The 22,982-nt window shown below is 58.6% G+C and carries 23 protein-coding genes; 21 read left to right on the forward strand and 2 right to left on the reverse strand.

Annotation, left to right across the window (positions count from 1 at the left end; translation table 11 throughout):
- Positions 1–37: 37 nt before the first annotated feature.
- Entirely contained in the window at positions 38–718 is a 681-nt protein-coding gene (locus DXH95_RS09155) for a DUF4197 domain-containing protein (RefSeq protein ID WP_115549035.1), read from the reverse strand.
- 114 nt (positions 719–832) lie between these two features.
- On the opposite strand from DXH95_RS09155, the gene DXH95_RS09160 reads away from it, so the two are divergent.
- The 21 genes from DXH95_RS09160 (at position 833) to DXH95_RS09260 (ending at position 22,362) form a co-directional block, all read left to right on the forward strand.
- Positions 833–3,019, forward strand: coding sequence for a primosomal protein N' (locus DXH95_RS09160; protein ID WP_115549036.1), 2,187 nt, complete (start codon positions 833–835; stop codon positions 3,017–3,019).
- Between the two features lie 52 nt (positions 3,020–3,071).
- Positions 3,072–5,177: a transglycosylase domain-containing protein gene (locus tag DXH95_RS09165; protein WP_239016590.1), complete on the forward strand. Its 2,106-nt coding sequence runs from the start codon at positions 3,072–3,074 to the stop codon at positions 5,175–5,177.
- Positions 5,178–5,259: 82 nt separating this feature from the next.
- On the forward strand, positions 5,260–6,783 hold the full coding sequence (locus DXH95_RS09170; protein ID WP_115549037.1) for a S1C family serine protease: 1,524 nt from the start codon (positions 5,260–5,262) through the stop codon (positions 6,781–6,783).
- Positions 6,784–6,827: 44 nt separating this feature from the next.
- Positions 6,828–8,642: a cobaltochelatase subunit CobT gene (gene cobT / locus DXH95_RS09175; RefSeq protein ID WP_115549038.1), complete on the forward strand. Its 1,815-nt coding sequence runs from the start codon at positions 6,828–6,830 to the stop codon at positions 8,640–8,642.
- 65 nt (positions 8,643–8,707) lie between these two features.
- Positions 8,708–9,379, forward strand: coding sequence for a nitroreductase (locus tag DXH95_RS09180; protein ID WP_115549039.1), 672 nt, complete (start codon positions 8,708–8,710; stop codon positions 9,377–9,379).
- A gap of 140 nt (positions 9,380–9,519) precedes the next feature.
- Complete coding sequence (cysS, locus tag DXH95_RS09185) at positions 9,520–10,947, forward strand: cysteine--tRNA ligase (protein ID WP_181883616.1); 1,428 nt, start codon at positions 9,520–9,522, stop codon at positions 10,945–10,947.
- A gap of 52 nt (positions 10,948–10,999) precedes the next feature.
- Positions 11,000–11,944, forward strand: coding sequence for a D-2-hydroxyacid dehydrogenase (locus DXH95_RS09190; RefSeq protein ID WP_115549040.1), 945 nt, complete (start codon positions 11,000–11,002; stop codon positions 11,942–11,944).
- An 88-nt stretch (positions 11,945–12,032) separates the two neighbouring features.
- The gene (locus tag DXH95_RS09195) at positions 12,033–12,425 is read left to right on the forward strand and encodes a nuclear transport factor 2 family protein (protein ID WP_115549041.1); all 393 of its coding nucleotides are present in this window, start codon (positions 12,033–12,035) and stop codon (positions 12,423–12,425) included.
- Entirely contained in the window at positions 12,425–13,126 is a 702-nt protein-coding gene (locus tag DXH95_RS09200) for an HPP family protein (protein WP_239016591.1), read from the forward strand. The genes DXH95_RS09195 and DXH95_RS09200 overlap by 1 nt, the downstream gene beginning before the upstream one ends.
- A gap of 201 nt (positions 13,127–13,327) precedes the next feature.
- Entirely contained in the window at positions 13,328–14,314 is a 987-nt protein-coding gene (locus DXH95_RS09205; protein WP_115549042.1) for a TerC family protein, read from the forward strand.
- A gap of 117 nt (positions 14,315–14,431) precedes the next feature.
- Positions 14,432–15,007, forward strand: a complete 576-nt coding sequence (locus DXH95_RS09210) for a NifU family protein (RefSeq protein ID WP_115549043.1) — start codon at positions 14,432–14,434, stop codon at positions 15,005–15,007.
- Between the two features lie 31 nt (positions 15,008–15,038).
- Positions 15,039–15,629 carry a malonic semialdehyde reductase gene (locus tag DXH95_RS09215; RefSeq protein ID WP_115549503.1) on the forward strand — a complete coding sequence of 197 codons (591 nt, stop codon included), beginning with the start codon at positions 15,039–15,041 and terminating at the stop codon, positions 15,627–15,629.
- An 18-nt stretch (positions 15,630–15,647) separates the two neighbouring features.
- Complete coding sequence (gene tsaB, locus DXH95_RS09220) at positions 15,648–16,265, forward strand: tRNA (adenosine(37)-N6)-threonylcarbamoyltransferase complex dimerization subunit type 1 TsaB (protein ID WP_115549044.1); 618 nt, start codon at positions 15,648–15,650, stop codon at positions 16,263–16,265.
- Between the two features lie 2 nt (positions 16,266–16,267).
- A complete protein-coding gene (rimI, locus tag DXH95_RS09225; protein WP_115549045.1) occupies positions 16,268–16,723 on the forward strand; it encodes a ribosomal protein S18-alanine N-acetyltransferase in 456 nt (151 codons plus the stop codon).
- Positions 16,724–16,855: 132 nt separating this feature from the next.
- The gene (locus tag DXH95_RS09230) at positions 16,856–17,290 is read left to right on the forward strand and encodes a Ros/MucR family transcriptional regulator (RefSeq protein ID WP_115549046.1); all 435 of its coding nucleotides are present in this window, start codon (positions 16,856–16,858) and stop codon (positions 17,288–17,290) included.
- Positions 17,291–17,384: 94 nt separating this feature from the next.
- On the forward strand, positions 17,385–17,807 hold the full coding sequence (locus DXH95_RS09235) for a Fur family transcriptional regulator (RefSeq protein WP_115549047.1): 423 nt from the start codon (positions 17,385–17,387) through the stop codon (positions 17,805–17,807).
- Positions 17,785–18,579, forward strand: a complete 795-nt coding sequence (locus DXH95_RS09240) for a lysophospholipid acyltransferase family protein (protein ID WP_239016592.1) — start codon at positions 17,785–17,787, stop codon at positions 18,577–18,579. Before DXH95_RS09235 ends, DXH95_RS09240 begins: the two co-directional genes overlap by 23 nt.
- Before the next feature lie 9 nt (positions 18,580–18,588).
- On the forward strand, positions 18,589–19,905 hold the full coding sequence (gene miaB / locus DXH95_RS09245; protein WP_115549048.1) for a tRNA (N6-isopentenyl adenosine(37)-C2)-methylthiotransferase MiaB: 1,317 nt from the start codon (positions 18,589–18,591) through the stop codon (positions 19,903–19,905).
- Entirely contained in the window at positions 19,906–20,901 is a 996-nt protein-coding gene (locus tag DXH95_RS09250; protein ID WP_115549049.1) for a PhoH family protein, read from the forward strand.
- Positions 20,894–21,397: an rRNA maturation RNase YbeY gene (gene ybeY / locus DXH95_RS09255; protein ID WP_115549050.1), complete on the forward strand. Its 504-nt coding sequence runs from the start codon at positions 20,894–20,896 to the stop codon at positions 21,395–21,397. The genes DXH95_RS09250 and ybeY overlap by 8 nt, the downstream gene beginning before the upstream one ends.
- Before the next feature lie 29 nt (positions 21,398–21,426).
- Complete coding sequence (locus DXH95_RS09260) at positions 21,427–22,362, forward strand: hemolysin family protein (protein ID WP_115549051.1); 936 nt, start codon at positions 21,427–21,429, stop codon at positions 22,360–22,362.
- A 5-nt stretch (positions 22,363–22,367) separates the two neighbouring features.
- Here DXH95_RS09260 and msrA read toward each other — a convergent pair whose 3' ends face one another.
- Positions 22,368–22,976, reverse strand: a complete 609-nt coding sequence (gene msrA, locus DXH95_RS09265; RefSeq protein WP_115549052.1) for a peptide-methionine (S)-S-oxide reductase MsrA — start codon at positions 22,974–22,976, stop codon at positions 22,368–22,370.
- Between the last annotated feature and the right edge of the window lie 6 nt (positions 22,977–22,982).

Below are 22,982 nucleotides of genomic sequence, written 5' to 3' on the forward strand. Positions count from 1 at the left end.
GCGGATTTTTTGGAAACCAGACGCCAGACACTGCTTTCTATCTGAGCAAGCCGAATACGCCAATTAGCAAAGGATCGTTGGTTTTTTGCGGATTGGCACGAATGCCCTCTTCCTCGAGCCCAATCGCTGCCCAAATCGCATCGTCAGCTTTGCGTGTAATATCCTGCCCCAATGCCGCCATATCAAAGCCGGTAACCGACTGGACCGCGCGATTGATGACCTGATCGTCGAACAAGCGCAGACCATCGGAAATACCGGGAAGCATCGCGTCAAACAACGCGATGCCCATCTTGCCGCGCAAAAAACGGGTCGCTGCTTGCGGCCCGCCGCGCACAATTTCATCGGCGGCCTCGATACTGACCATCCGGATCGTGTCTGCAATCAACGGAGCGGCGCGTTCCGCACCTTTTTCGGCGGCCCTATTGAGTTGGCGCTGCAGCCGGTCTCGGAAGGACTGGCTTTGCAGCACGACCGAGAGAATTCCCGTACCGCGACCGCCGCCCAACCGGTCTGGCAAGGCGATACGTGCCACCGAATGGTCGTAAAAACCACCCGGTTGCAACAGCAGCGCAAACGCATTTTGCGATGCCGCCACCAGCAACCGGCGAATGACTTCAGCAAGGCTGTAGCGAGGCCCTGAAGCGCAACCAACCAGAGCGAGCGTCGCCCCGGCGGCACCTGCCAGCAGAAGTTGGCGGCGTTCGAACAATATGGACATGAAGCGACTCCTCCCAAAACCCTATAACGTTCGAATATCAGAAAAATTCCGACTCTACCATGAACGGGTCGGTGAAGGCGTGACGCGACAGGGGTCACACCCTATATCCACCAGATGAATCGTCCCAGCCCCTCTGGCAAACGCGTGCGCGTTATCCTGTTGACGCAGGTCATAGGGCCGCTCGATTATCGCCTGCCCGACTGGATGGACGCCGATGTCGGTTCGGTTGTTGTTGTGCCGCTCGGCCCCCGCAAGATGGTGGGTGTGATTTGGGACGAAGGGGTGTTCGGCGACGAAGCGGTCGAAGAGCACCGCCTGCGCAATGTGCTGGAGGTTATCGACGTCCCGCCGATCAAGCGCGGCCTAAGACGGCTGGTTGATTGGGTCGCCGACTATTATCTGTCCAACCATGCCGCCGTGTTGCGGATGGTTATTTCATCCTCTGCCGCGCTGTCGGCTGGAGGGACGGTTACCGAATATCGGCCCTCAGGGATTGAGCCTGCCCGATTGACCCCGCAACGTGCGGCCGCGCTGGATTCTTTGGTCGATGCCCAAGGGCTGGTGCGTGAGCTGGCCGAGCAGGCTGGCGTCAGCGAGGGTGTGATCCGTGGTCTGGTAAAGGCGGGCGCGCTGGAGCCGGTGATGGTCAGCATCGATGCGCCCTTTGCGGCGCCTGAACCCGACCATGACCATCCCGAACTGTCAGACCTGCAGGAGGCCGCCGCAAAGGTGATGCGCGATGCAGTTAGATCAGGCGGATTCGAACCGATGGTGCTTGACGGCGTCACCGGATCGGGCAAGACCGAAACCTATTTTGAAGCGGTGGCAGAGGCGCTGAAGATTGGAAAGCAAGTTCTTGTCTTGCTTCCTGAAATTGCTCTTACCCAGCCCTTTCTGCAACGCTTCGAAGCGCGCTTTGGCGTCGAACCCGCAACCTGGCATTCGGGAATGAAGCAATCGCAGCGCCGGCGGGTGTGGCGCGGTGTGGCAGAGGGGCGGGCGCAGGTAGTGGCCGGTGCTCGCTCGGCCCTGTTCCTGCCCTTTGCCAATCCCGGGCTGATCGTCGTCGACGAGGCGCATGAGATCAGCTTCAAGCAGGAAGATGGCGTACGTTATCATGCGCGCGACGTTGCGGTGATGCGCGGCAAGTTTGAGGGCTTCCCGGTCGTGCTGGCATCGGCCACACCCGCGCTCGAAAGCCGCCATATGGTGAGCATCGGGCGCTACAAGGGCCTTGAAATCCCCTCGCGCTTTGGCGCAGCAAAGCTCCCGCGCATCGAAGCCATTGACCTGACGCAGGACCAGCCCGAACGCGGCACATGGATCGCGCCGACTCTGCTCAAGGCGCTTGAAGAGCGGCTGGAGCGCGGTGAGCAGAGCCTGCTCTTCCTCAACCGACGCGGCTATGCGCCACTAACCTTGTGCCGCAATTGCGGGCATCGTTTTGAATGCCCCAATTGCACGGCTTGGATGGTCGAGCACCGCTTGGTCCGCCGCCTTGCTTGCCATCATTGCGGCCATGTCATGCCTCCGCCCGATAAATGCCCCGAATGCAGCGCGGAGGACAGCCTCGTCCCATGCGGCCCGGGGGTCGAGCGGATAAGCGACGAGGTCAAACGCTTCTTTCCTGAAGCGCGCACCATTGTCGCTACCTCGGACACTTTGTGGTCACCTGAAAAAGCCGCCGAATTTGTCGCGCTGGTCGAGAATAAGGCGGTCGACATCATCATCGGTACGCAATTGGTGACCAAGGGATATCATTTCCCCGAACTGACTTTGGTCGGCATCATCGACGCCGATCTTGGATTAGAGGGCGGCGATTTGCGCGCCGCCGAGCGCACCTTTCAGCAAATTGCCCAAGCGGCGGGCCGCGCAGGCCGCGCTGACAAGCCCGGTGAAGTCTATATCCAGACGCGCAACCCGTCGCATCCCGTCATCGCAGCGTTGGTGGGTGGCGACCGCGATGGCTTCTACGATGCGGAAACCGAGCAACGCCGCCGCGCCGGTGCCCCGCCTTTTGGACGCTTTGCTGCGATCATCATCAGTTCAGAGGATGAACGCGAAGCCATCGAAACAGCGCGGGCAGTCGGTGGTTCAGCCCCGCAGGTCGACGGGATGCACGTCTATGGCCCAGCACCTGCTCCGCTCGCCATGCTGCGCGGACGCCACCGGCAGCGCTTGCTGGTGCATGCGCTCCGCTCAGTCGAGTTGCAGAGCATCATGCGCGAATGGCTCGGCGGTCTCGAATTCCCGCGTAGTGTGCGGGTGGGTGTCGACGTTGATCCATACAGCTTCCTGTAAGCAAATTTTTGCTCTACCTTTAGCCGTCTTATTTCTATAACACAGTGCATCGATGTTCTTCCGGCGATCCAAGACCCCTGTTCCCACCGATATAGACGGCAGACTGGCCGCGTTTGACCGTGCCTATGCCGGGATGTTTCCGGGTGAGCCCAAGCCTTGGGAATCGACAGTCAATACAGAACAGCCCAACGCACCCGGAAAGCCCTGGCTCATGGGCAAGACACGCTGGTGGTGGTTTAGCCGTGCCAGCGCTGGACTATTGGCTTTGTTCATCCTCATCGTCTTTTGGCTGGCGATCACCGCACCGCTCTCCAAATCGCTGCAGCCGATAGCCCCGCCGCGCATCACATTGCTCGCTTGGGACGGCACGCCGATTGCCCGCAACGGCGCCGTCGTCGATAAACCCGTTGAGGTCAAAAATCTGCCGCCACATGTGGTGCAGGCTTTCCTCTCTATCGAAGACCGCCGCTTCTATTCGCACTGGGGCGTTGATCCGCGCAGCATCGCCCGTGCGCTGTGGAGCAACACCTTTGGCAGCGGCCTGAAACAGGGCGGCAGTACGATTACACAGCAGCTCGCCAAATTCACCTTTCTGACGCCAGAGCGCAGCCTGACACGAAAGGCGCGCGAGGCGTTAATCGCCTTCTGGCTCGAAGGCTGGCTGACCAAGGACGAAATCCTCGAACGCTATCTGTCGAACGCCTATTTCGGCGACAATGTATACGGTCTGCGCGCCGCTTCGCTGCATTATTTTTACCGCCAACCCGAGAGGCTGACATTGTCGCAGGCGGCGATGCTGGCAGGGCTGGTGCAGGCACCCAACCGGCTCGCCCCCACCCGCAATCCCCAGCGCGCCGCCAAACGCGCGAAGCTGGTTTTGAACGCAATGGTCGCAACCGGCGCGATCAGCGAGGCCAAGGCCGACGCGACGCCAATTGCGCGGATCGATGTGCGCTATAAGGAAACGCTGCCCACCGGCACCTACTTCGCCGATTGGGCCATGCCGCAGGCGCGGCTGGATACCGAAACCGGCTATGCTGATCAGGTCATCCGCACCACGCTCGACTCACGTCTGCAGAATATTGCCCGCAATGTGATAGCGCGCGCGCCGCTCGGCAATGCGCAAGTAGCGCTAGTGGCGATGCGGCCCAATGGCGAGGTTGTCGCGATGGTGGGCGGTAAAAGTTATAAGGAATCCCCCTTCAACCGCGCGACACAGGCCAAGAGACAGCCCGGATCTACCTTCAAACTGTTCGTCTATTCGGCGGCATTACGCAGCGGGATGACGCCTGACAGCAAGGTCGACGATAGCCCGATAACCGAGGGCGACTATCGCCCCAAAAACTATAGCGACCGCTATCGCGGCAAAATCACGCTGAAACAGGCCTTCGCCCAATCGAGCAATGTTGTCGCCGTGCGGCTGTACAACCAGCTGGGCTATAGCGCGGTTGCTCGTGCGGCGAAGGACCTCGGCGTTGAAAGCCCACTGACCCGCGATGCCAGTCTTGCGCTGGGCAGTTCGGGCATGACCTTGATCGAGCTGACCTCCGCCTATGCAGGTGTTGCCGGAAACAAATGGCCGGTCGAACCGCGCGCCTTTGTCGCTGAAGAAGAAGGCTGGTTCGGCTGGCTACTTTCTGCGCAACGCAGTTTCAGCAATGCGCACCATAAGGCGTTGCTCGAATTACTGGGCGCGACCGTCAACCAGGGCACCGGGCGTGCGGCGCGATTGGCAATCCCGGCCTATGGCAAAACCGGCACCAGTCAGGACTATCGTGATGCGCTGTTCATCGGCTTTGCGGGCGATCTGGTGGTCGGCGTGTGGATCGGCAATGATGACAATACCCCGCTGAAAAATATGACCGGTGGAGGCCTGCCCGCGCGCATCTGGCGCGATTTCATGGGGCAAGCGGTCAAAGGCGCGGGCGCGCGGCCCAAGCCGAAGCCGGTGGTCGAGCCCGATCCCGAAGGCCCGATCGAGCCGCTCGACCTGCCTGAAATTCCCGAACTGCCGGTCAATATCAACGGCACTGAAGTCCGCGTCGATCCCGACAAGGGGGTAACCGTCAGCGGACAAATTGAGGGCGTACCTCTGGACGTCACGATCGGCCGCGATGGTGTGAATGTGCAGTCGAGGGAAGATCCCCAGCGCCAGTGAGGGCATCAATAGTTTGGCTTAGATTGATTGCCCGCCCGATTTATGGTCGAGTGGCGCAGGGGCCTGATTTGGAGATTCGTGTGTGCGGCAGCTTCTGAACTGGTTTCTGGTGGCAGCGATGGCGGCTTTGGCCGTTTCGGCGGTTCGTGCCGACCCATCAGACATCGCCGCCGCTAGCCGCAGCGTCGTGCGCGTCGTCGTTTTTCCCGCATCAGGCGGGGATACTCCAATCGGACACGGATCGGGCATCGTCGTCGCGCCCGACAAAATCCTGACCAACGCCCATGTCGTTTCGGAAGAAGAATATGATGGCGCGATCCGTGTGGTCATTGTGCCTTCCGACGGTGGTGAGGCGATAACGGCCGAGATCATTGATCGCTCGCCACGCAACGATCTCGCGCTGATTGCGCTGAATGATGGCAAGCGGCTGACTCCGGCGACCTTTTACAGCGGACCTGTGGGCGACGGATCGGATGTCTTTGCCATCGGCTATCCGGGCGGCGTTGATATCGCCCAGGGTCTCAACATGTCCGATGTCCTGCGCCCGCAAGCGCCGGTCAAGACACGAGGCAACGTCTCCGCTGGACGATCCGCCAAGGAATTTGAGACAATCTTGCACACGGCCGCAATCGGCGGCGGCAACAGCGGCGGGCCATTGGTTGATGCGTGCGGACGCGTGCTCGGCGTCAACAGCTTCGGTAGTATTTCGGATGGCAGCGACGCCGAATTTTTCTTCGCGGTTGCCCAGCGGGAGGCCGTGGCCTTTCTGCGTCAAAACAATGTGGGCATTCGCAGCGTCGACAGCGAATGCCTGTCGCGCGCCGATTTGAGCCGCGCCGAAGCCGAAAGAGCTGCTGCCGAAAAAGCGCGCATCGAGGAAGAAAACCGGCTCGCTGAATCTGCCCGCACCAAGAGCTTTGGCGAAGCGCGACGGCAGGCCGAATATGACATCATTGAATCGCGCGACAACCGGTTGATGCTGACAGTAATCCTGATCCTGTTGGCTCTCGGTGCTGCCGGGACAAGCTGGCAGTTGCTAGAACGCGAGCGACGCGACCACGCCAAGCTTGCCGGTGGTTCGGCCGCCGCGCTGGTGGTTGCCGCTTTCCTGACCTGGTTCACGCGCCCCGGCTTTGACGAAGTCGACACCCGAACGCGCACCACACTCAGCGAGACCGCAGACCCGGCTGCTCCTGCCAAGGTGGCGCGCGCCGGCAAAATGACCTGCGTCATCGACCGGAGCCGCAGCCGCATCACCGTGTCCGACACCGCCGATGTGCCGTTCGAATGGACCGACACAGGCTGTGTCAATACGCGCACCCAATATGTCGAAACCAACGGCCTGTGGACCCGCACCTTCGTGCCAAACAATGAGGCGCAGGTTTCGATTATTAGCTTTGAACCTGACAGCAGCACCTATCGCATCGAACGCCACTTGCTTGGAGCAGAGGCCATGCAAAAGGCTCGTGAAGCGCGCAGTCAATATGATGTGAAGAGCTGTTCGACCGATCCTGCGATGCTGGAAAAGGTGACTTCGATGAATCTAGCCGTGCGCCAGTTACTTCCCCAGCAACCGAATGAATTGCTGGTTTTCAATTGCAACTGAACCTTTGCGTGGTCGAAATTTGCCGTTAAGGCCCTGAGTCGAAAATGGCTGACAATTCCCCTCTCGAACAGTTCAAGCAGGTGCTGACCGGCACCTCGCGCGCGATTGCGCATGATCCGGAGGTCGAGCTGGCCTTCACCGCCGACGCGCCGACGCAAGCAGGGAAGAATTTCCGTGTGCCGATGCCGGGCCGATCGCTGCCGCCCGAACAGATCGCTGAAGCGCGCGGTTTTGCCGACAGTTTCGCATTGCGCCTGAAGCATCATGACGTCGCCCGCCACGCGGCATTGCGCCCGCATGAGGCGATGGCAGGGGCCGCGTTCGACGCCATAGAAACCGCCCGGATCGAGGCGCTGGGTTCGCGCGCAATGGACGGGGTGAAGGGCAACCTCACCCATGCGCTCGAAATGCGGCTGCGCACCGACCCGATTTCGCGCGCGCAGGCGGCCGAAGAGGTGCCGATATCGACCGCGCTCGCTTTGATGGTGCGTGAACGGCTGACCGGCCAAGCGGTGCCCGAAATTGCGTCGCAAGGTGTCGATCTGCTGCGCGGCTGGATTGAGGATAAAGCGGGTAGTGATCTCGATGCACTGGGTCTCGCGCTCGACGATCAGGCAGCCTTTGCTTCGCTCGCGCAGACGATGCTTGAGCATCTCGACCTGACCGAAGGCGAGATCGAGCCCAATGAAGCCGATGAAGGCGGCGACGAGTCCGAGCAGGAGCAAGAGCAGGACGGCGAAAGCGACGATGAGGGCCAGGGCGAAGCAGGCCAAGCCGAAGCGCGCGCCGAGCCGCAAGAGGGCGAAGGCGAGGAGTCCGAGGCCGATTATGATTCGTCCGAGATGGACGACATGGACGATACCGACGGCGATATGGGCGAAGACGGCATGCAGCCGGTCAACCCGCAACGCCGCAATTGGGACCATCTGCCGCAAAGCGATTATAAGAGCTGGACGACCAAATATGACGAGGTTGTCGGCGCGACCGAGCTGGCTGACGAAGAAGAGCTCAACCGCTTGCGCGCCTATCTCGACCAGCAGCTCTCGGGCTTGCAGGGTGCGGTCACACGGCTCGCCAACCGGCTGCAACGCCGCCTGATGGCACAACAGAACCGCAGCTGGGATTTCGATCAGGAAGAAGGGCTTCTTGATGCCGCCCGGCTCGCCCGTATCGTCGTTTCGCCGGGGAGCTCGCTGAGCTATAAGGTCGAGCGCGAAACCAAGTTCCGTGACACCGTGGTCACGCTCCTCATCGACAATTCAGGCTCAATGCGAGGCCGTCCGATCAGCATAGCCGCGATCAGCGCCGACATCATGGCACGCACGCTCGAACGTTGCGGCGTGAAGACCGAGATATTGGGTTTTACCACCCGCGCATGGAAGGGCGGACAATCGCGCGAAGATTGGCTCGCCGCCGGTCGCCCCGCCATGCCCGGCCGCCTCAACGACCTGCGCCACATCGTCTACAAAAAGGCTGACGAGCCGTGGCGTCACGCCCGCCGCAATCTGGGCCTGATGATGCGCGAAGGTCTGCTCAAGGAAAATATCGATGGCGAAGCCCTGCTCTGGGCGCACAACCGCCTGATCGCCCGCCCCGAAGACCGCCGCATCTTGATGGTGATTTCGGACGGTGCGCCGGTCGACGATTCGACGCTGTCGGTCAATCATGGCGGCTATCTCGAACAACATCTGCGCCGCGTGATCGAGATGATCGAAAGCCGCAGCCCGGTGCAACTGGTCGCGATCGGCATCGGCCATGACGTCACCCGTTACTATCGCCGCGCCGTCACCATCATGGATGCCGAGCAACTGGGCGGTACGATGATCGAACAATTGGCAGGGTTGTTCGACGAGGAATAGGCTTGCAATTCGCTGAGGGCGTGACAGAAGTTTAATCAAACGATTAAATCTCTGGAGAGCCGCATATGAACGTCACCGAAGCAGTCGCATCCCGCCGGTCGGTGCGCGAATTTCTCGACAAGCCGGTCGACAAGGCATTGCTCGAAAGCATCCTCAATAAAGCGCAGAACGCGCCGTCTGGCGGTAACACGCAGCCGTGGAATGCGGTGATGGCGACGGGAGAGCCGCTGAAGAAATTGCTGGAGGCCGTTGCAGAGGTCGTTCCGCAAGGTCCCGCTGCGCACAAGCCCGAATATGCCATCTACCCGCCCGAACTCGATGGCCGGTACAAGAACAGCCGCTTTGGAGTGGGTGAAGCGATGTATGCCGCGCTCGATATTCCGCGTGACAACAAAATGGCACGGCTGATGTGGTTTGCGCGCAATTTCCGAGCCTTTGACGCACCGGTGCTGATGCTGATCCACACCCCGCGCTATATGGGCCCGCCGCAATGGTCGGATATCGGCATGTGGCTGCAAACCGTAATGCTGCTGCTGCGCGAAGAGGGTCTCGATAGCTGTGCGCAAGAGGCGTGGGCCATCTATACGCCGCAAATAAGGGCGTGCTTTGACATCCCTGACGACCATATCTTCTTCTGCGGGGCAGCGATCGGCTATCGCGATCCAGATGCGCCGGTGAATAACTTCCCGGTGGGGCGGGCATCGCTCGATCAGGTGGTGAGTTGGGAGGGGTTCTGAGGCTGAATTGAAAAACCGTAGCCCTGAGCCTGTCGAAGGGCGCCTCAAGGTTAGCGCCAACGCTGATAAGCGCCCTTCGACAGGCTCAGGGCTACGGTCAAGAGTTGACGAGGCAAATTTCAATCCCCAATGCGCATTCCATGTCCGACCTGAAACTCTTCAACAGCCTGACCCGCCAACTGGAGCCCTTCCAGCCAGTCCACCCCGGCGAGGCGCGCGTCTATAGCTGCGGGCCGACGGTCTATAATTACCAGCATATCGGCAATATGCGCGCCTATGTCTTCGCTGACACGCTGGGGCGGGTGCTGAGTTACAAGGGCTATAAGCTGACCCATGTGATCAACATCACCGATGTCGGGCATCTGACGTCTGACGCCGATGCGGGCGAAGACAAGATGGAAAAGATGGCAGCGTCGCAGGGCAAGTCGGCTTGGGAAATTGCGGCTTTTTATCAGGCCGATTTCGAGGCGGATCTGGCGCGGCTCAACATCCGCAAACCGGCGCACCCCAAGGCCACCGAATATGTCGATGCGATGATCGAGTGGGGCAAATCGATTGCCGACAAGCATTGCTATGAGCTCGACAGCGGCCTCTATTTCGACGTCTCGACCGTCCCCGAATATGGCCGCCTCGCCCGTGCAGTGACCGATGACGGAGAAGGCCGCATCGACGAGGTTGAGGGCAAACGCAACAAGGCTGATTTCGCGATCTGGCGCAAGACGCCCGAAGGCGAAACGCGGCAGATGGAATGGGACTCGCCATGGGGCCGCGGCGCGCCGGGCTGGCATCTCGAATGCTCGGTGATGTCAAAGGCGCTGCTCGGCATGCCGTTCGACATCCACACCGGCGGCATCGACCATCGCGAAATCCACCACCCGAACGAAATCGCGCAAAATCAGGCGCATGAAGGCTGCGCCGATACCGGCGCGCGCATCTGGATGCACAATAATTTCCTCGTCGAACGCAGTGGCAAGATGTCGAAATCGTCGGGCGAGTTTCTGCGCCTGCAACTGCTGATCGACAAGGGCTTCCACCCCCTCGCCTATCGCCTGATGTGCCTGCAGGCGCATTACCGCAGCGAGCTGGAGTTTTCGTGGGAAGGACTGCAGGCGGCCTTCACGCGGTTGAAGCGGATGGTGATGGCGGTTGCGGCTTTGCAGGGCACTGAGCCCGCCAGTGAAGTGACTGACAAACGTTTGCTTGATCTGTTTGAGCGTTTTGATGCGGCTGTATCGGATGACCTGAACACAGCCATCGCATTGACTGCGCTCGAAGAGACACTGTCGCTCAAAAAGATCGATCAAGGGCAGAAGCTGCTCGCAATTGCGCAAATGGACGCAGTGCTGGGACTCGACTTGCTGCAACTTGAACGCGCCGACTTGCGGGTTCAGCCCAAAAATGCGCAAATCAGCGCAACGGAAATCGAAGCTGCCCTGACCAGCCGAAAGGAAGCCCGCGCCAACAAGGATTTCGCGGCGTCCGATGCGATCCGTGACGATCTTATTGCCAAGGGCGTCGAGGTGATGGACGGTGATCCGTTGGGTTGGGACTGGCGGATTGAGGTTTAGAACTACCTAAGCCCCTCCTCTTCAGGGGAGGGGTTGGGGAGGGGAGAAGAAGATGACCAAAACCAAATTCGTGGCATCCAGCCTGATCCGCGCAATGGTCGAACCGCGCCTGCCCGACTGGGTCGAGGCGCATTGGTATGTGACCAAGGAAGAGGCGATGGAACTGGCGCCGCTCGCCGAAATTGGCTGGTTCGACATGTATGACAAGAAAGACATGGCGGCGATCATCACCGCTGCAACCAACCTCAAATGGCTTAACAGCATTTATGCGGGCGTCGATGGCATGCCGCTCGCCGAACTCAAGAAACGCGGAACCAAGGTCACCAATGGCGCGGGCATTAATGCGATCACCATTGCCGAATATGTCGTCATGGGGATGCTCAACATCGCCAAGGGCTATCGCGAAGTGATGCACGCGCAGGACCGGCACGAATGGCTGGTCGATTCGCCCGGCAAGGTGGAACTCTATGGATCAAAGGCATTGCTGCTGGGCTATGGCGCGATCGGTAAACTGATTGAGGAACGGTTGAAGGCATTCAATGTCGATGTGACAATAGTCCGCCGCACACCGGGCCCGTCGAGCCTGGCACCCGATGCCTGGCAGGCGCGGCTGGGTGAGTTCGACTGGGTGATCCTTGCCGTCCCCGCAACGCCCGAAACCGAGGAAATGATCGGTGCCGACGAACTGGCAGAGATGAAGCAGAGCGCGGTGCTGGTGAATATCGCGCGTGGATCGGTGGTCGATCAGGATGCGCTGGTGCAGGCATTGCAGGACCAGCAAATTGGTGGTGCGTTTCTGGACGTCACGACACCCGAGCCGCTCCCCGCCGATCACCCGTTATGGAGCCTCGATAACTGCCATATCAGTATGCATCTGTCGGGCCGCGCGCAGGACAAAATGTTTGTGCGCTCCGCCGAACGCTTCCTCGAAAACCTCAAACGCTATCACAAGGGCGAAAAGCTGGAGCCGTTGGTGAACTTGGACTTGGGTTACTAATCACCGCAGTGCTGAGCCTGTCGAAGCACGTTTTACGGACAAGCGCCCTTCGACAAGCTCAGGGCTACGGTTTGGGAGGATAGAAATTATGGCACACAACCCCGCAGAAATCTGGCACCGCGTCGCGCTATCGAAAGACGTCGCCGAAATTGAAAAAATCCTGCACGACGATTGCGTTTTCGAAAGCCCCGTGGTGCACACACCGCAAGTGGGCAAGGCGATCACCTCCCAATATCTCGCGGCCGCAGGCCATACGCTGGGCAATGATACATTCCGTTATGTCGGCGAATGGAACCGCGAAAACAGCGCGATTCTGGAATTCACCGCCGAGATCGACGGCATCAAAATCAATGGCATCGACATGATCTCGTGCGATGACGACGGTCTGATCACCCATTTCAAAGTGATGGTGCGCCCGCTGAAGGCCGTGAACATGCTCCACCAGAAAATGGGCGAGATGCTGGCGAAAATGAAGGGCTGATGCGCCGATTGCGATTGTTCGTCCCCCTGCTTGCCGGGGCCAGTCTGCGTGATCGCAGCGGCGCCGCTGCCGGTGCGGCCTTTGGCGTATTGGTCGCCGCCCTCACAGGTATGCTGGTTAGATATGCCTTTCCCGATTTTCCGTTCCTGGTTGCGCCCATCGGCGCTTCGGCGGTTCTGGTTTTTGCGGTGCCTGCCAGTCCCCTCGCCCAGCCATGGCCGGTATTCGGTGGCAATGTAGTTTCCGGCTCTGTCGCCGTAGCGGTCGCCCATGCAATTCCCGATCCGGCGCTTGCCGTCGGGCTGGCAGTCGGGCTGGCGATCATGGGAATGTCTATCCTGCGCTGCCTCCATCCGCCCGGAGGGGCCGTTGCGATTACTGCGATATTGGGCGGGGATGCCATCGTGAAGGCAGGCTTTGCCTATCCGGTAACGCTGGTCGCCGCGAACAGTGCGGCATTGCTGGCAATGGGCTGGGTCTACCACCGTTTTTCACAGCACAGCTATCCGCATCGGCCGGAACCTGTGATCGAAACCCCCATATTGTCCGGCCTTCTGCGCGCCGATATTGATCAAGCCATTGCCGAAAGTGGCGAAACCTTCGACATTGACCTGGATGATCTGGAAAACCTCTTGCTCCGCGCCGAGGCCATTTCCGCCGAGCGGCAAAGAAGCGAATCTGGCTCGGATTACTCGATTTAATCCAAAGCGTTGGGCTTGGTTATCTCGCTACAGGCAAATTCCCAGTTGAAATTCCCGTAACAACCCCTAAATCGCCACTCAATCCGGGCCCCTCTGGCGCATGCGGCGGCATGCGTGATGTCGGATTGTTCATCCGAAAGCGCGACACGCGGCGCAACCTCCGTCTCCCGGGACGGATTGGACACATTAGGGGCCCGATAGATGGATTTCCTGTTTGATATGTTTTTGGGCACGCCGGTCTGGTTCTGGCTGGCGTTCCTCGGCATTGTCGTCATTCTGACTGCGTTTGACCTTGGTTTCCTCCATAAGGAAGACAAGGAAATGGGGATTTCCGAATCCCTCAAGCTTTCTGCCTTTTACATCAGCATCGCTTTGCTCTTCGGCCTTTGGGTCTGGTACGCCAAGGGTGCCGATCTGGGCATGAAATATTATACCGGCTTCTTCATCGAAAAGGCGCTGTCGATCGACAATGTCTTCGTGATCAGCCTGATTTTCACTTACTTCGCGATTCCAGCCAAATATCAGTACCGCGCGCTCCTTTGGGGTATCATCGCGGTGATCGTGTTGCGCGGTATCATGATCGCGGCGGGTGCTGCACTGGTGCAGGAATTCTATTGGACGCTCTACCTGTTCGCCGCCTTCCTGATCGCGACGGGCGTGAAGATGCTGTTCACCGGTGACCAGGAAATGGACGTTTCCAAAAACCCTGTCGTCAAGTTCATGAACAAGCACTTCCGCGTCACGCCAGAATTGCACGGCGAGAAATTTCTGGTGAAGGTTCCCGACAGCAAGACGGGCAAGATGGTCACCGCGATGACCCCGCTGTTGCTGGCGCTGATCGTCATCAATCTGGCCGACCTTGTGTTTGCGGTGGATTCGGTGCCCGCGATCTTCGCGATCACCACCGATACCTTCATCGTCTACACGTCGAACATCATGGCTATCCTGGGCCTGCGTGCGCTCTATTTTGCGCTGGCGGCGATGGTGCACCGTTTCCATTACCTGAAATATGCGCTGGCTCTGGTTTTGGTGTTTATCGGGTCGAAAATCTTCGTCTCCGACTTCATTCTGGGTGGGGATAAATTCCCACCGGTGCTCAGCCTCGCCGTAACATTCGCCTTGATATTGGGCGGGATATTCTACTCGCTCTGGAAGACCAAGGGCGAGGACGAGAAGGCATCTGCTTAAACCCACAGGTTCCTCCCGAGGAAAACCCCGTAGCTCTAATCAAGCTGCGGGGTTTTCTTTTGGCCAGCGAAGGAAAAAGGCCTTGTGTCCCCTGCCCGCTCTCCCCAAATGGGGGCTATGATTATCGAGACAGAACTGACGCCGAACCCGGCGACGATCAAATTCCTGCCCGGACGCATTGTGATGGACGCAGGCACACGCGATTTTGCCGACCATGAAGAGGCCGAGGCTTCGCCGCTCGCTGAAGCGTTGTTCGGACTGGGCGATGTAACCGGCGTGTTTTTCGGGCGCGACTTCATTTCGGTGACCGCTGCTCCTGGGGTCAACTGGGCCGATTTGAAGCCCGATGTGCTATCGATCCTTCTCGACCATTTCACCGCCGATATGCCGCTGTTCCATGCGCCCAAGGCCGGGTTCTCGGTACCCGCAGCAGATGACGAATATCCGCTCGATGATCCTGCCGATGCAGAGATTGTCGACCAGATCAAGGAACTGATCGAAACCCGCGTCCGACCCGCGGTCGCCAATGACGGTGGGGATATCGTCTATCGCGGCTTCCAGCGCGGCGTTGTTTTCCTGCAGATGCAGGGTGCCTGCTCGGGCTGCCCTTCATCGAGCGCGACGCTGAAAAATGGCATCGAGCAGCTTTTGAAACATTATGTGCCCGAAGTGACCGAAGTCCGCGCGGCCTGATATCCAACGAACCGGGGAACCCGATATGCCGATCAACCAACCGCTGGGCGATGCAGCCCTTGACCAGCTTTTCCGCACCGCCCGCACCTATAATGGCTATCTCGACACGCCGGTGTCGAACGAACAGTTGGAAGCGGTGTGGGAGCTTATGAAGTACGGTCCGACTTCGGCCAACTGCCTGCCGGCACGCATTGTCTGGTGCGTCAGCGATGAATCGAAGCAAAAGCTCGCCGCGCTTGCCATGCCCGCCAATGGCGAGAAAATCCTGCAGGCACCTGCCACCGCGATCATTGGCATGGACATGGAGTTCTATGAAAACCTGCCTGAGCTCTTCCCGCACACCGATGCGCGCAGCTGGTTTGTCGGCAATGATGCGCTGATCGAGAAGACCGCCTTCCGCAACAGCAGCCTGCAGGGCGGCTATTTCATCCTTGCTGCGCGCGCATTGGGCCTGGATACCGGTGCGATGTCGGGTTTCAACAACGATGCAGTTGACGAAGCCTTTTTCGCAGGCACCAAGGTGAAATCCAATTTCATCTCGACCATTGGCTATGGCGATCCGGCGACAATCTTCGAACGCAGCCCCCGCCCGGCATTTGAGCGCTTTAACAAGATCGTCTGATCGGTTACGCGCGGCAGCGTGAGACGGCTGGTCATAGATACTGCAACGCGTGCCTGTTCGGTGGCGCTGTTCGAAGACATGGAATGCATCGCTGCGTGCCATGAAGTTATCGGGCGCGGACATGCCGAACGACTGGTACCGATGATCGCCGAACTGCCCGAAAAGGGCCTTGCCGACATCCTTTCGGTCAATGTGGGGCCGGGAAGTTTTACAGGAATTCGTGTCGGTGTATCAGCGGCGAAAGCTTTGGCGCTGGCATGGAATGTTCGATGCCAAGGCTATAACGGACTAGCCTTAATGGCAGCTATTGCACGCCAGACATCCGGATCAACGACCACAATCGATGTCGCCGTTCATGGCGGGCATGGTGAGTTGTTCTTCCAGAGCTTTGCGGCAAATGGCAGCGCATTGTCCGCGCCGCAATCGCTGGTGCCCGACGCCGTCGCACAGCTTTCAACCGCCGACACCATCGTTGGCGATGCCGCCGATTTGGTCGCAGGGTTGCGGGGTAGCGGCGCTGTCGCAGAGGCCGTTTCTGACGCGCGCCACTGGCCATTGATTGAACATCTAGGTGCCGTGGATGCCACGCCCACTTATGTTCGCGGCCCCGATGCAAAATTGCCAAAGGCCAAGTGACGATGGTGTCGATCACTTTCGGCGATGCGCGCGACATTGCTGCGATCATGCCGATTATGAACGCCGCTTTTGACCCCAAATATGGCGAAGCATGGACCGCGAGCCAATGTCTCTCGCTGCTAGCAATGCCCGGCAGCCAATTGCTACTGGCCGCAATTGAAAACCAGATCGTCGGCTTTGCCCTGACAAGATGGGTTCTGGATGAAGAAGAATTGCTGATGATCGGTGTCGACCCAGGTTTTCAGCGCCAAGGTGTCGCAACCCAGATTGTTGCGTCGATTATTAGCATCGCAAAGAACAGCGGCCGACAAAATCTGTTTCTAGAGGTTCGTGCGAATAATAGTGCTGCCAACTTCTATACCAGATTGGGTTTCGCTGCCAAAGCAACTCGACGGGGTTATTATAGAGGTGTCGACGGTCAGCGATTCGATGCTACAACGATGGCGCTTAACTTTTGATATAAGCAAGCCTGCTCCAATATTCCCGATTTCAATCAGACTTGTAAATATACACCATTGATTAAACCCGTTCGCTGGGCTTTAGTGACAGTGCTGTAAACATGAAAATAGCCGGGTAAGGGAGAATATATAATGACCGATGAAACGAATGAAGCAAATGAAATGCTGATAACGCTGACCGCAGATATTGTAGCAGCACATGTCAGCAACAACAGCGTTGCTGTTTCCGATCTGCCAGTGCTGATTGGTAATGTACATGCTGCGCTTGCCGGGTTGACGACGCCGTCATCCGCGCCCGCCGTTGCCCCCGAACCGGCTGTGCCCATCCGCACTTCGGTCAAGCGCGACTTCATCGTGTGCCTTGAAGACGGCAAAAAGCTGAAGATGCTCAAGCGCCACCTGATGACGCATTATGGCATGACGCCGGATGACTATCGTGCAAAGTGGGGCCTGGCAGCCGACTATCCGATGGTTGCCCCTGCTTATGCCGAACAGCGCCGAGACCTTGCAAAGGCAATCGGCCTAGGTCGTGCACCCGGTTCAGGCCGCAAAAAGAAAGTGAAATAATCTTTCACTCAAAGCGAAATTGATGAAAGGGCCGGTCGGGTGTGGACTGGCCCTTTTCATTGACGAATCCCCGCGCGACACTAAATACCGTAACATGGAATCCCGGATTGACCTTGAAGCGCTGTGCGCCGAACGCGGCCTGCGCATTACCGATCAGCGGCGCGTGATCGCGCGTGTCATATCCGATGCAGACGATCATCCCGATGTCGAAGAACTCTATCGCCGCGCATCTGCGATCGACGCAAAGATTTCGATTGCGACCGTTTACCGCACAGTGCGGCTATTCGAAGAAGCAGGCATTCTCGACCGTCATGACTTTGGTGACGGGCGCGCGCGCTATGAGGCATCGCCAGAGGCGCATCACGACCATTTGATCGATGTCGAAACCGGCAAAGTCATTGAATTTGTCGATCCCGAACTCGAAGCCTTGCAGAAGGTCATAGCCGAAAAGCTAGGCTATCGCCTGGTCGACCACCGTATGGAGCTATACGGCGTTGCACTCAGCCGCGACGATTAAGCAGCGCAACCCGATCGGCCTGATTTTCGGGCAGATCTTGTTTGGTGCGCGCCTGTTGCTGATGGCCGCGTCGCTTCTGGTCGGGCTGGTCCTCCACAATATCTGGAGATTGTTTCGCCAGCCGTCACCCTGGCCACGGCTGTTCCTGCTGTCGATCAGCTGGACCGCCGGCATCGCAACCGCAACAAGCGGGCAGCGCATCCGTAAAAATGTCTTCTACGCCGCCAATCACCATAGCTGGATCGATATCCCTGTCATATCCGGGGTTACCGGCTGCACCTTCGTCGCCAATGACGGGATCGAGAAATGGCCGCTGATCGGCTGGCTTTGCACGATCAACAACACCATCTTTGTCAGCCGCGAAAACCGTTTGAGCGTCGGTGATCAGGTCGACGATTTGCGCGAAGCCATGTCGGGGGATCAACCGGTGACGATTTTTCCGGAAGGGACCACGCATGATGGCTCTGGCTTGCTCCCCTTCAAACCCTCGCTTTTTGCCGCGCTTGTTCCGCCTCCTGACGGTATGATGGTGCAGCCGGTATTCCTCACCTATGGCGAACATACACGTCGCCTCTCCTGGGTTGGCGAAGAGGGAATAGTAGAGAATTTCTGGCGGATCATGACTTATGTCATGCCCGTAACAGCAACGCTCCATTTTCTGGAGCCTTTCGACCCTTCCCATTTCCCCGACCGCAAGGCGATTTCGGCGGAAGTGCGGCATCGCATCACGGAGGCAATGCAGGCTGGCGACCACTATAGGCGCGATGTATAGCGCCGCTCCATGAGCAACGAGTCGCCCAAGACCTTTCACGTCAAAAATTACGGCTGCCAGATGAACGTCTATGATGGCGAACGGATGGCAGAGATGTTTGCCGCGCGCGGCATGGATGCGTCGGACAAGGAAGATGCCGACCTAGTCATTCTCAATACCTGCCATATCCGCGAGAAAGCGGCCGAGAAGGTGTATTCCGAAATCGGCCGCCTGCGCCGCAAGGATGGCAGTTCACCTGTGATCGCCGTGGCTGGCTGCGTTGCGCAGGCCGAAGGCCCGGAAATCAGCCGCCGCGCCAGTGAAGTCGATATTGTCGTCGGCCCGCAGGCTTATCACAAGCTGCCCGAGATGGTTGCTGCTGTCGCGAAGGGCGAAAGCACGGTTGACCTGGATTTGCCGGGCCTCGACAAGTTCGCCGCCCTGCCCAAGCGCCGCAAAACCGGGCCGACCGCTTTTCTGACGGTGCAGGAAGGCTGTGACAAATTCTGCACCTATTGCGTGGTTCCCTATACGCGCGGTGCCGAAATCAGCCGTCCCTTCGCCGAACTGGTCGATGAAGCCAAGGCGCTGGTCGATGCGGGGGCGAAGGAAATCACCCTGCTCGGCCAGAATGTGAATGCTTGGGGTGATGGCGAACAGGATCTGGGAACATTGATCCGCGCACTCGACCGGATCGATGGCTTGCACCGCATCCGTTACATGACCAGCCATCCCAACGACATGACCGACGGGCTGATTGCCGCGCATGGCGACGTCGAAAAGCTGATGCCTTATCTGCATCTGCCGGTGCAGGCAGGCAATGATCGCATCCTGAAAGCCATGAACCGCAGTCACAGCCGCGATAGCTATTTGCGGATCATCGAAAAGGTGCGCGCAGTACGCCCCGATATAGCGTTGTCGGGCGATTTCATCGTTGGCTTCCCCGGCGAGACCGACGCCGAGTTTGAAGACACGCTCAGCATCGTGCGCGAAACGGTCTACAGCTACGCCTACTCTTTCAAATACAGCCCCCGCCCCGGCACGCCAGCCGCCACGATGGACGGCCAGATTGCACACGAAGTGGCCGACGAACGGCTGCAAAGGCTGCAGGCATTGATCAGCGAGCAACAGGCAGCCTTCAACCGCGACACTCTCGGCAAGCGTACATCGGTGTTGCTCGAAAAGCCCGGCAAACTTGAGGGTCAGTTGATCGGAAAGTCGCCCTGGCTACAATCTGTGCATATCTTGGCGCCAGGGCTTTCCATCGGCGATATTGTCGATGTAGACATAGTCGAAGCAGGTCCGCTGAGTCTCAAGGGAGAGTTACTGATGCAGGTCGCAGCCTGAATGGCGAAAAAAGCCCAAGCGCAAGCCGGCGATATGTCGCGGCTCGAAATTACCTTCGACCGCCCGCACCTCATCAACACAGTATTTGGCGAATTTGATCGCAATCTGGTCGCCATTGAGAACCGGCTGGGGGTCTATATCTCGGCACGCGGCAACCGGGTACAGATCGAGGGCGAGGCAGGAGCGATTGCCCGCGCCCGCGATGTTCTGAACGACATTTACAGCCGCGTGATGCGCAGTGAGGAGATTGACCCTGAAGCCGTGCAAGCGATCATTTCGATGAGTGCCGAACCGACGCTCGACGGCATATTGCGCAAGGATGATGGCGGCGCCCCCGAAGTGATGATCCGCACCCGCAAGAAAACGCTGGTGCCGCGCTCGGCAACGCAGGTGCCCTATATGCACGCACTGGCGCGCGATGAGATTATCTTCGCTTTAGGCCCGGCGGGTACTGGCAAGACTTATCTCGCGGTCGCACAGGCGGTCGCCATGCTGATTACCGGCGCGGTCGACCGGTTGATTCTGTCTCGCCCTGCGGTGGAGGCTGGCGAACGGTTGGGATTCCTACCCGGCGACATGAAGGAAAAGGTCGATCCCTATCTGCGCCCGATTTACGACGCGCTGCACGACACATTGCCGGTCGAGCAGGTCGAGCGTCGGATCGCAAGCGGCGAAATCGAGATTGCACCCCTTGCCTTCATGCGCGGTCGCACGCTGTCCGATGCCTTCATCATCCTCGACGAGGCGCAGAACACCACCCCTGCGCAGATGAAGATGTTCCTCACCCGCTTTGGCATGAACAGCCGGATGGTGATCTGCGGGGACCCGAACCAAGTCGATATTCCCGGTGGCGCGACCTATTCGGGGCTGAATGATGCGGTCCAGCGGCTTGAGGGGGTAGAGGGCATCACCACCATCCGCTTCAACAGCAGCGACGTCGTCCGCCACCCGCTGGTTGGCCGTATTGTCGATGCCTATGAGGGGCCAAATGCTTGAGGTCGATATCGACCGGACGCGCGATTGGGATAGCCAGACTGATTGGGAACGCATAGCAGAAGATGCTGTAAAGGCAGCCTTTTCAGTTTCATCGCACGGTGACTTGGCCGAAGCGCCCTTCACGCTTTCGATCAGCATCCGGCTTTCGGACGATAAAGAGGTTCACGAGCTCAACCGCACTTGGCGAGGCAAGGACAAGCCGACCAATGTGTTGAGTTTTCCCATGCTCGAAACCGACGAACTGGATGCGCTGGCCAACACCGACGATGGCGAAGTGTTGCTCGGCGATATGATATTGGCCTATGCTGTTTGCGCGACCGAAGCCGAGGAAAAAACCGTCCCGCTGACGCGTCATGTGAGCCACCTGATCGTCCATGGCACGCTCCACCTGCTAGGGCTCGATCATATAGACGAAGCGGAAGCAGAGCATATGGAGGCGCTGGAGGTAAAAGCGCTTGCATCGCTGGGCATCGCCAATCCATATAGCGACCACTGAAAACAGCCGGAGGCAGCATAGCCAACCCCATGACGGAGGGCGAGAGTAGTAGCGGTTTACGACCCCGCAAGGACGAAACCGAGGACAGCCGATTATGGCAGCGCGTGAAGTCGCTGCTGTTCGGGCGCAATCATGAACCGACATTGCGCGAACAGCTCGAAGAAAAAATCGCCGAACATGAGGAAGATGTAGAGGAAGGCGAAGCGCCAGATAGCGAAGGCGACCTTTCGGCCATAGAGCGCGAGATGGTGCGCAACCTGCTCCACTTTTCCGAACATCGCGTCGATGACGTGATGGTGCCGCGTGCCGATATTTTGGGTATCAAAGACGATGCCAGCTTCGAAGAGGCTGTCGCCGCCTTCGTCGAACATGGCCACAGCCGCATGCCGGTTTACAAGGACACGCTCGATAATATCACCGGCATGATCCATGTGAAGGACATCTTCGCAGTTCTAGCGGAAGGCAAGGAGAAGCCGGACAGCTTGGAAGCCTTCATCCGCCAACCACGTTTTGTGCCGCAGAGCATGGGCGTGATGGAGTTGCTCGACGAAATGCGTCGCACACGCACCCATCTGGCGATCGTGATCGACGAATATTCGGGCACCGAAGGCCTTGTCACCATCGAGGACTTGGTCGAGGAAATTGTCGGCGAGATCGAGGACGAACATGACGACGAACCCGAAGCGCTTTTCGTCGAAAGTTCCCCGGGCATCTGGGATGCCGATGCGCGGAGTGAATTGGATGATCTTGCAGAGGCGTTGGACGAGAAACTGTCTGAAGTTGATGAGGATGTCGATACGATCGGCGGACTCGCCTTTGTTCTGGCAGGTCAGGTTCCCGATGTGGGCGACGTGCTGATACACCCGGAAAGCGGTTGGAAAATCGAAATCGTCGAAGGCGACGAACGCCGCGTCACCCGCGTGCGTTTGTACAGGCCAGAGGTAGTGGGCGAAGCGGCGGGGTAAGCCTTTTACTTCCCCCACACGTCTTTCAACCGATCATCACGTCCGCAACGGCTGCGGTAGTAGCGGTATCGGATCGGGTTCTTTTTGTAATAATCCTGATGATGGTCCTCGGCTGGGTAAAAGGCTGTGCGTGGTTCGATTTTGGTGACCAGGTCGCGCTTGAAAAAGCCGGCAAGGTAATCGCGTGAAGCCAGTGAAGCCTTTCGCTCGGCAGCGCTTCCCGGGAATATCGCTGCGCGATAGCTCTCCCCCTTGTCGCAGAACTGGCCGGCAGCATCAAACGGATCAACATTCTTCCAGAAGACAGTCAGCAATTCGGAATATTTCACCTTCGCCGGATCATAAGTGACGCGCACGGCTTCATAATGGCCGGTTCCGCCCGCACTCACCTGCTCATAGGTCGGGTTGCGGGTGCGTCCGCCGGTATAGCCCGATACGACATCAATCACGCCGTCGACCTTCTCAAAATCAGCCTCGGCGCACCAGAAGCAGCCCATAGCGAAAATGGCTGTTGCGGTTTCAGTTTTACTGCGCGCCTCCGAGGCGCTGGCCGACGCAAAGACCAGCATGGCTGAAATAATGGCAATTAATGTGTGACCTAATTTTTTCATCATAGCCTC

This window comes from Sphingorhabdus pulchriflava (genome assembly GCF_003367235.1).
Taxonomy (GTDB): domain Bacteria; phylum Pseudomonadota; class Alphaproteobacteria; order Sphingomonadales; family Sphingomonadaceae; genus Sphingorhabdus_B; species Sphingorhabdus_B pulchriflava.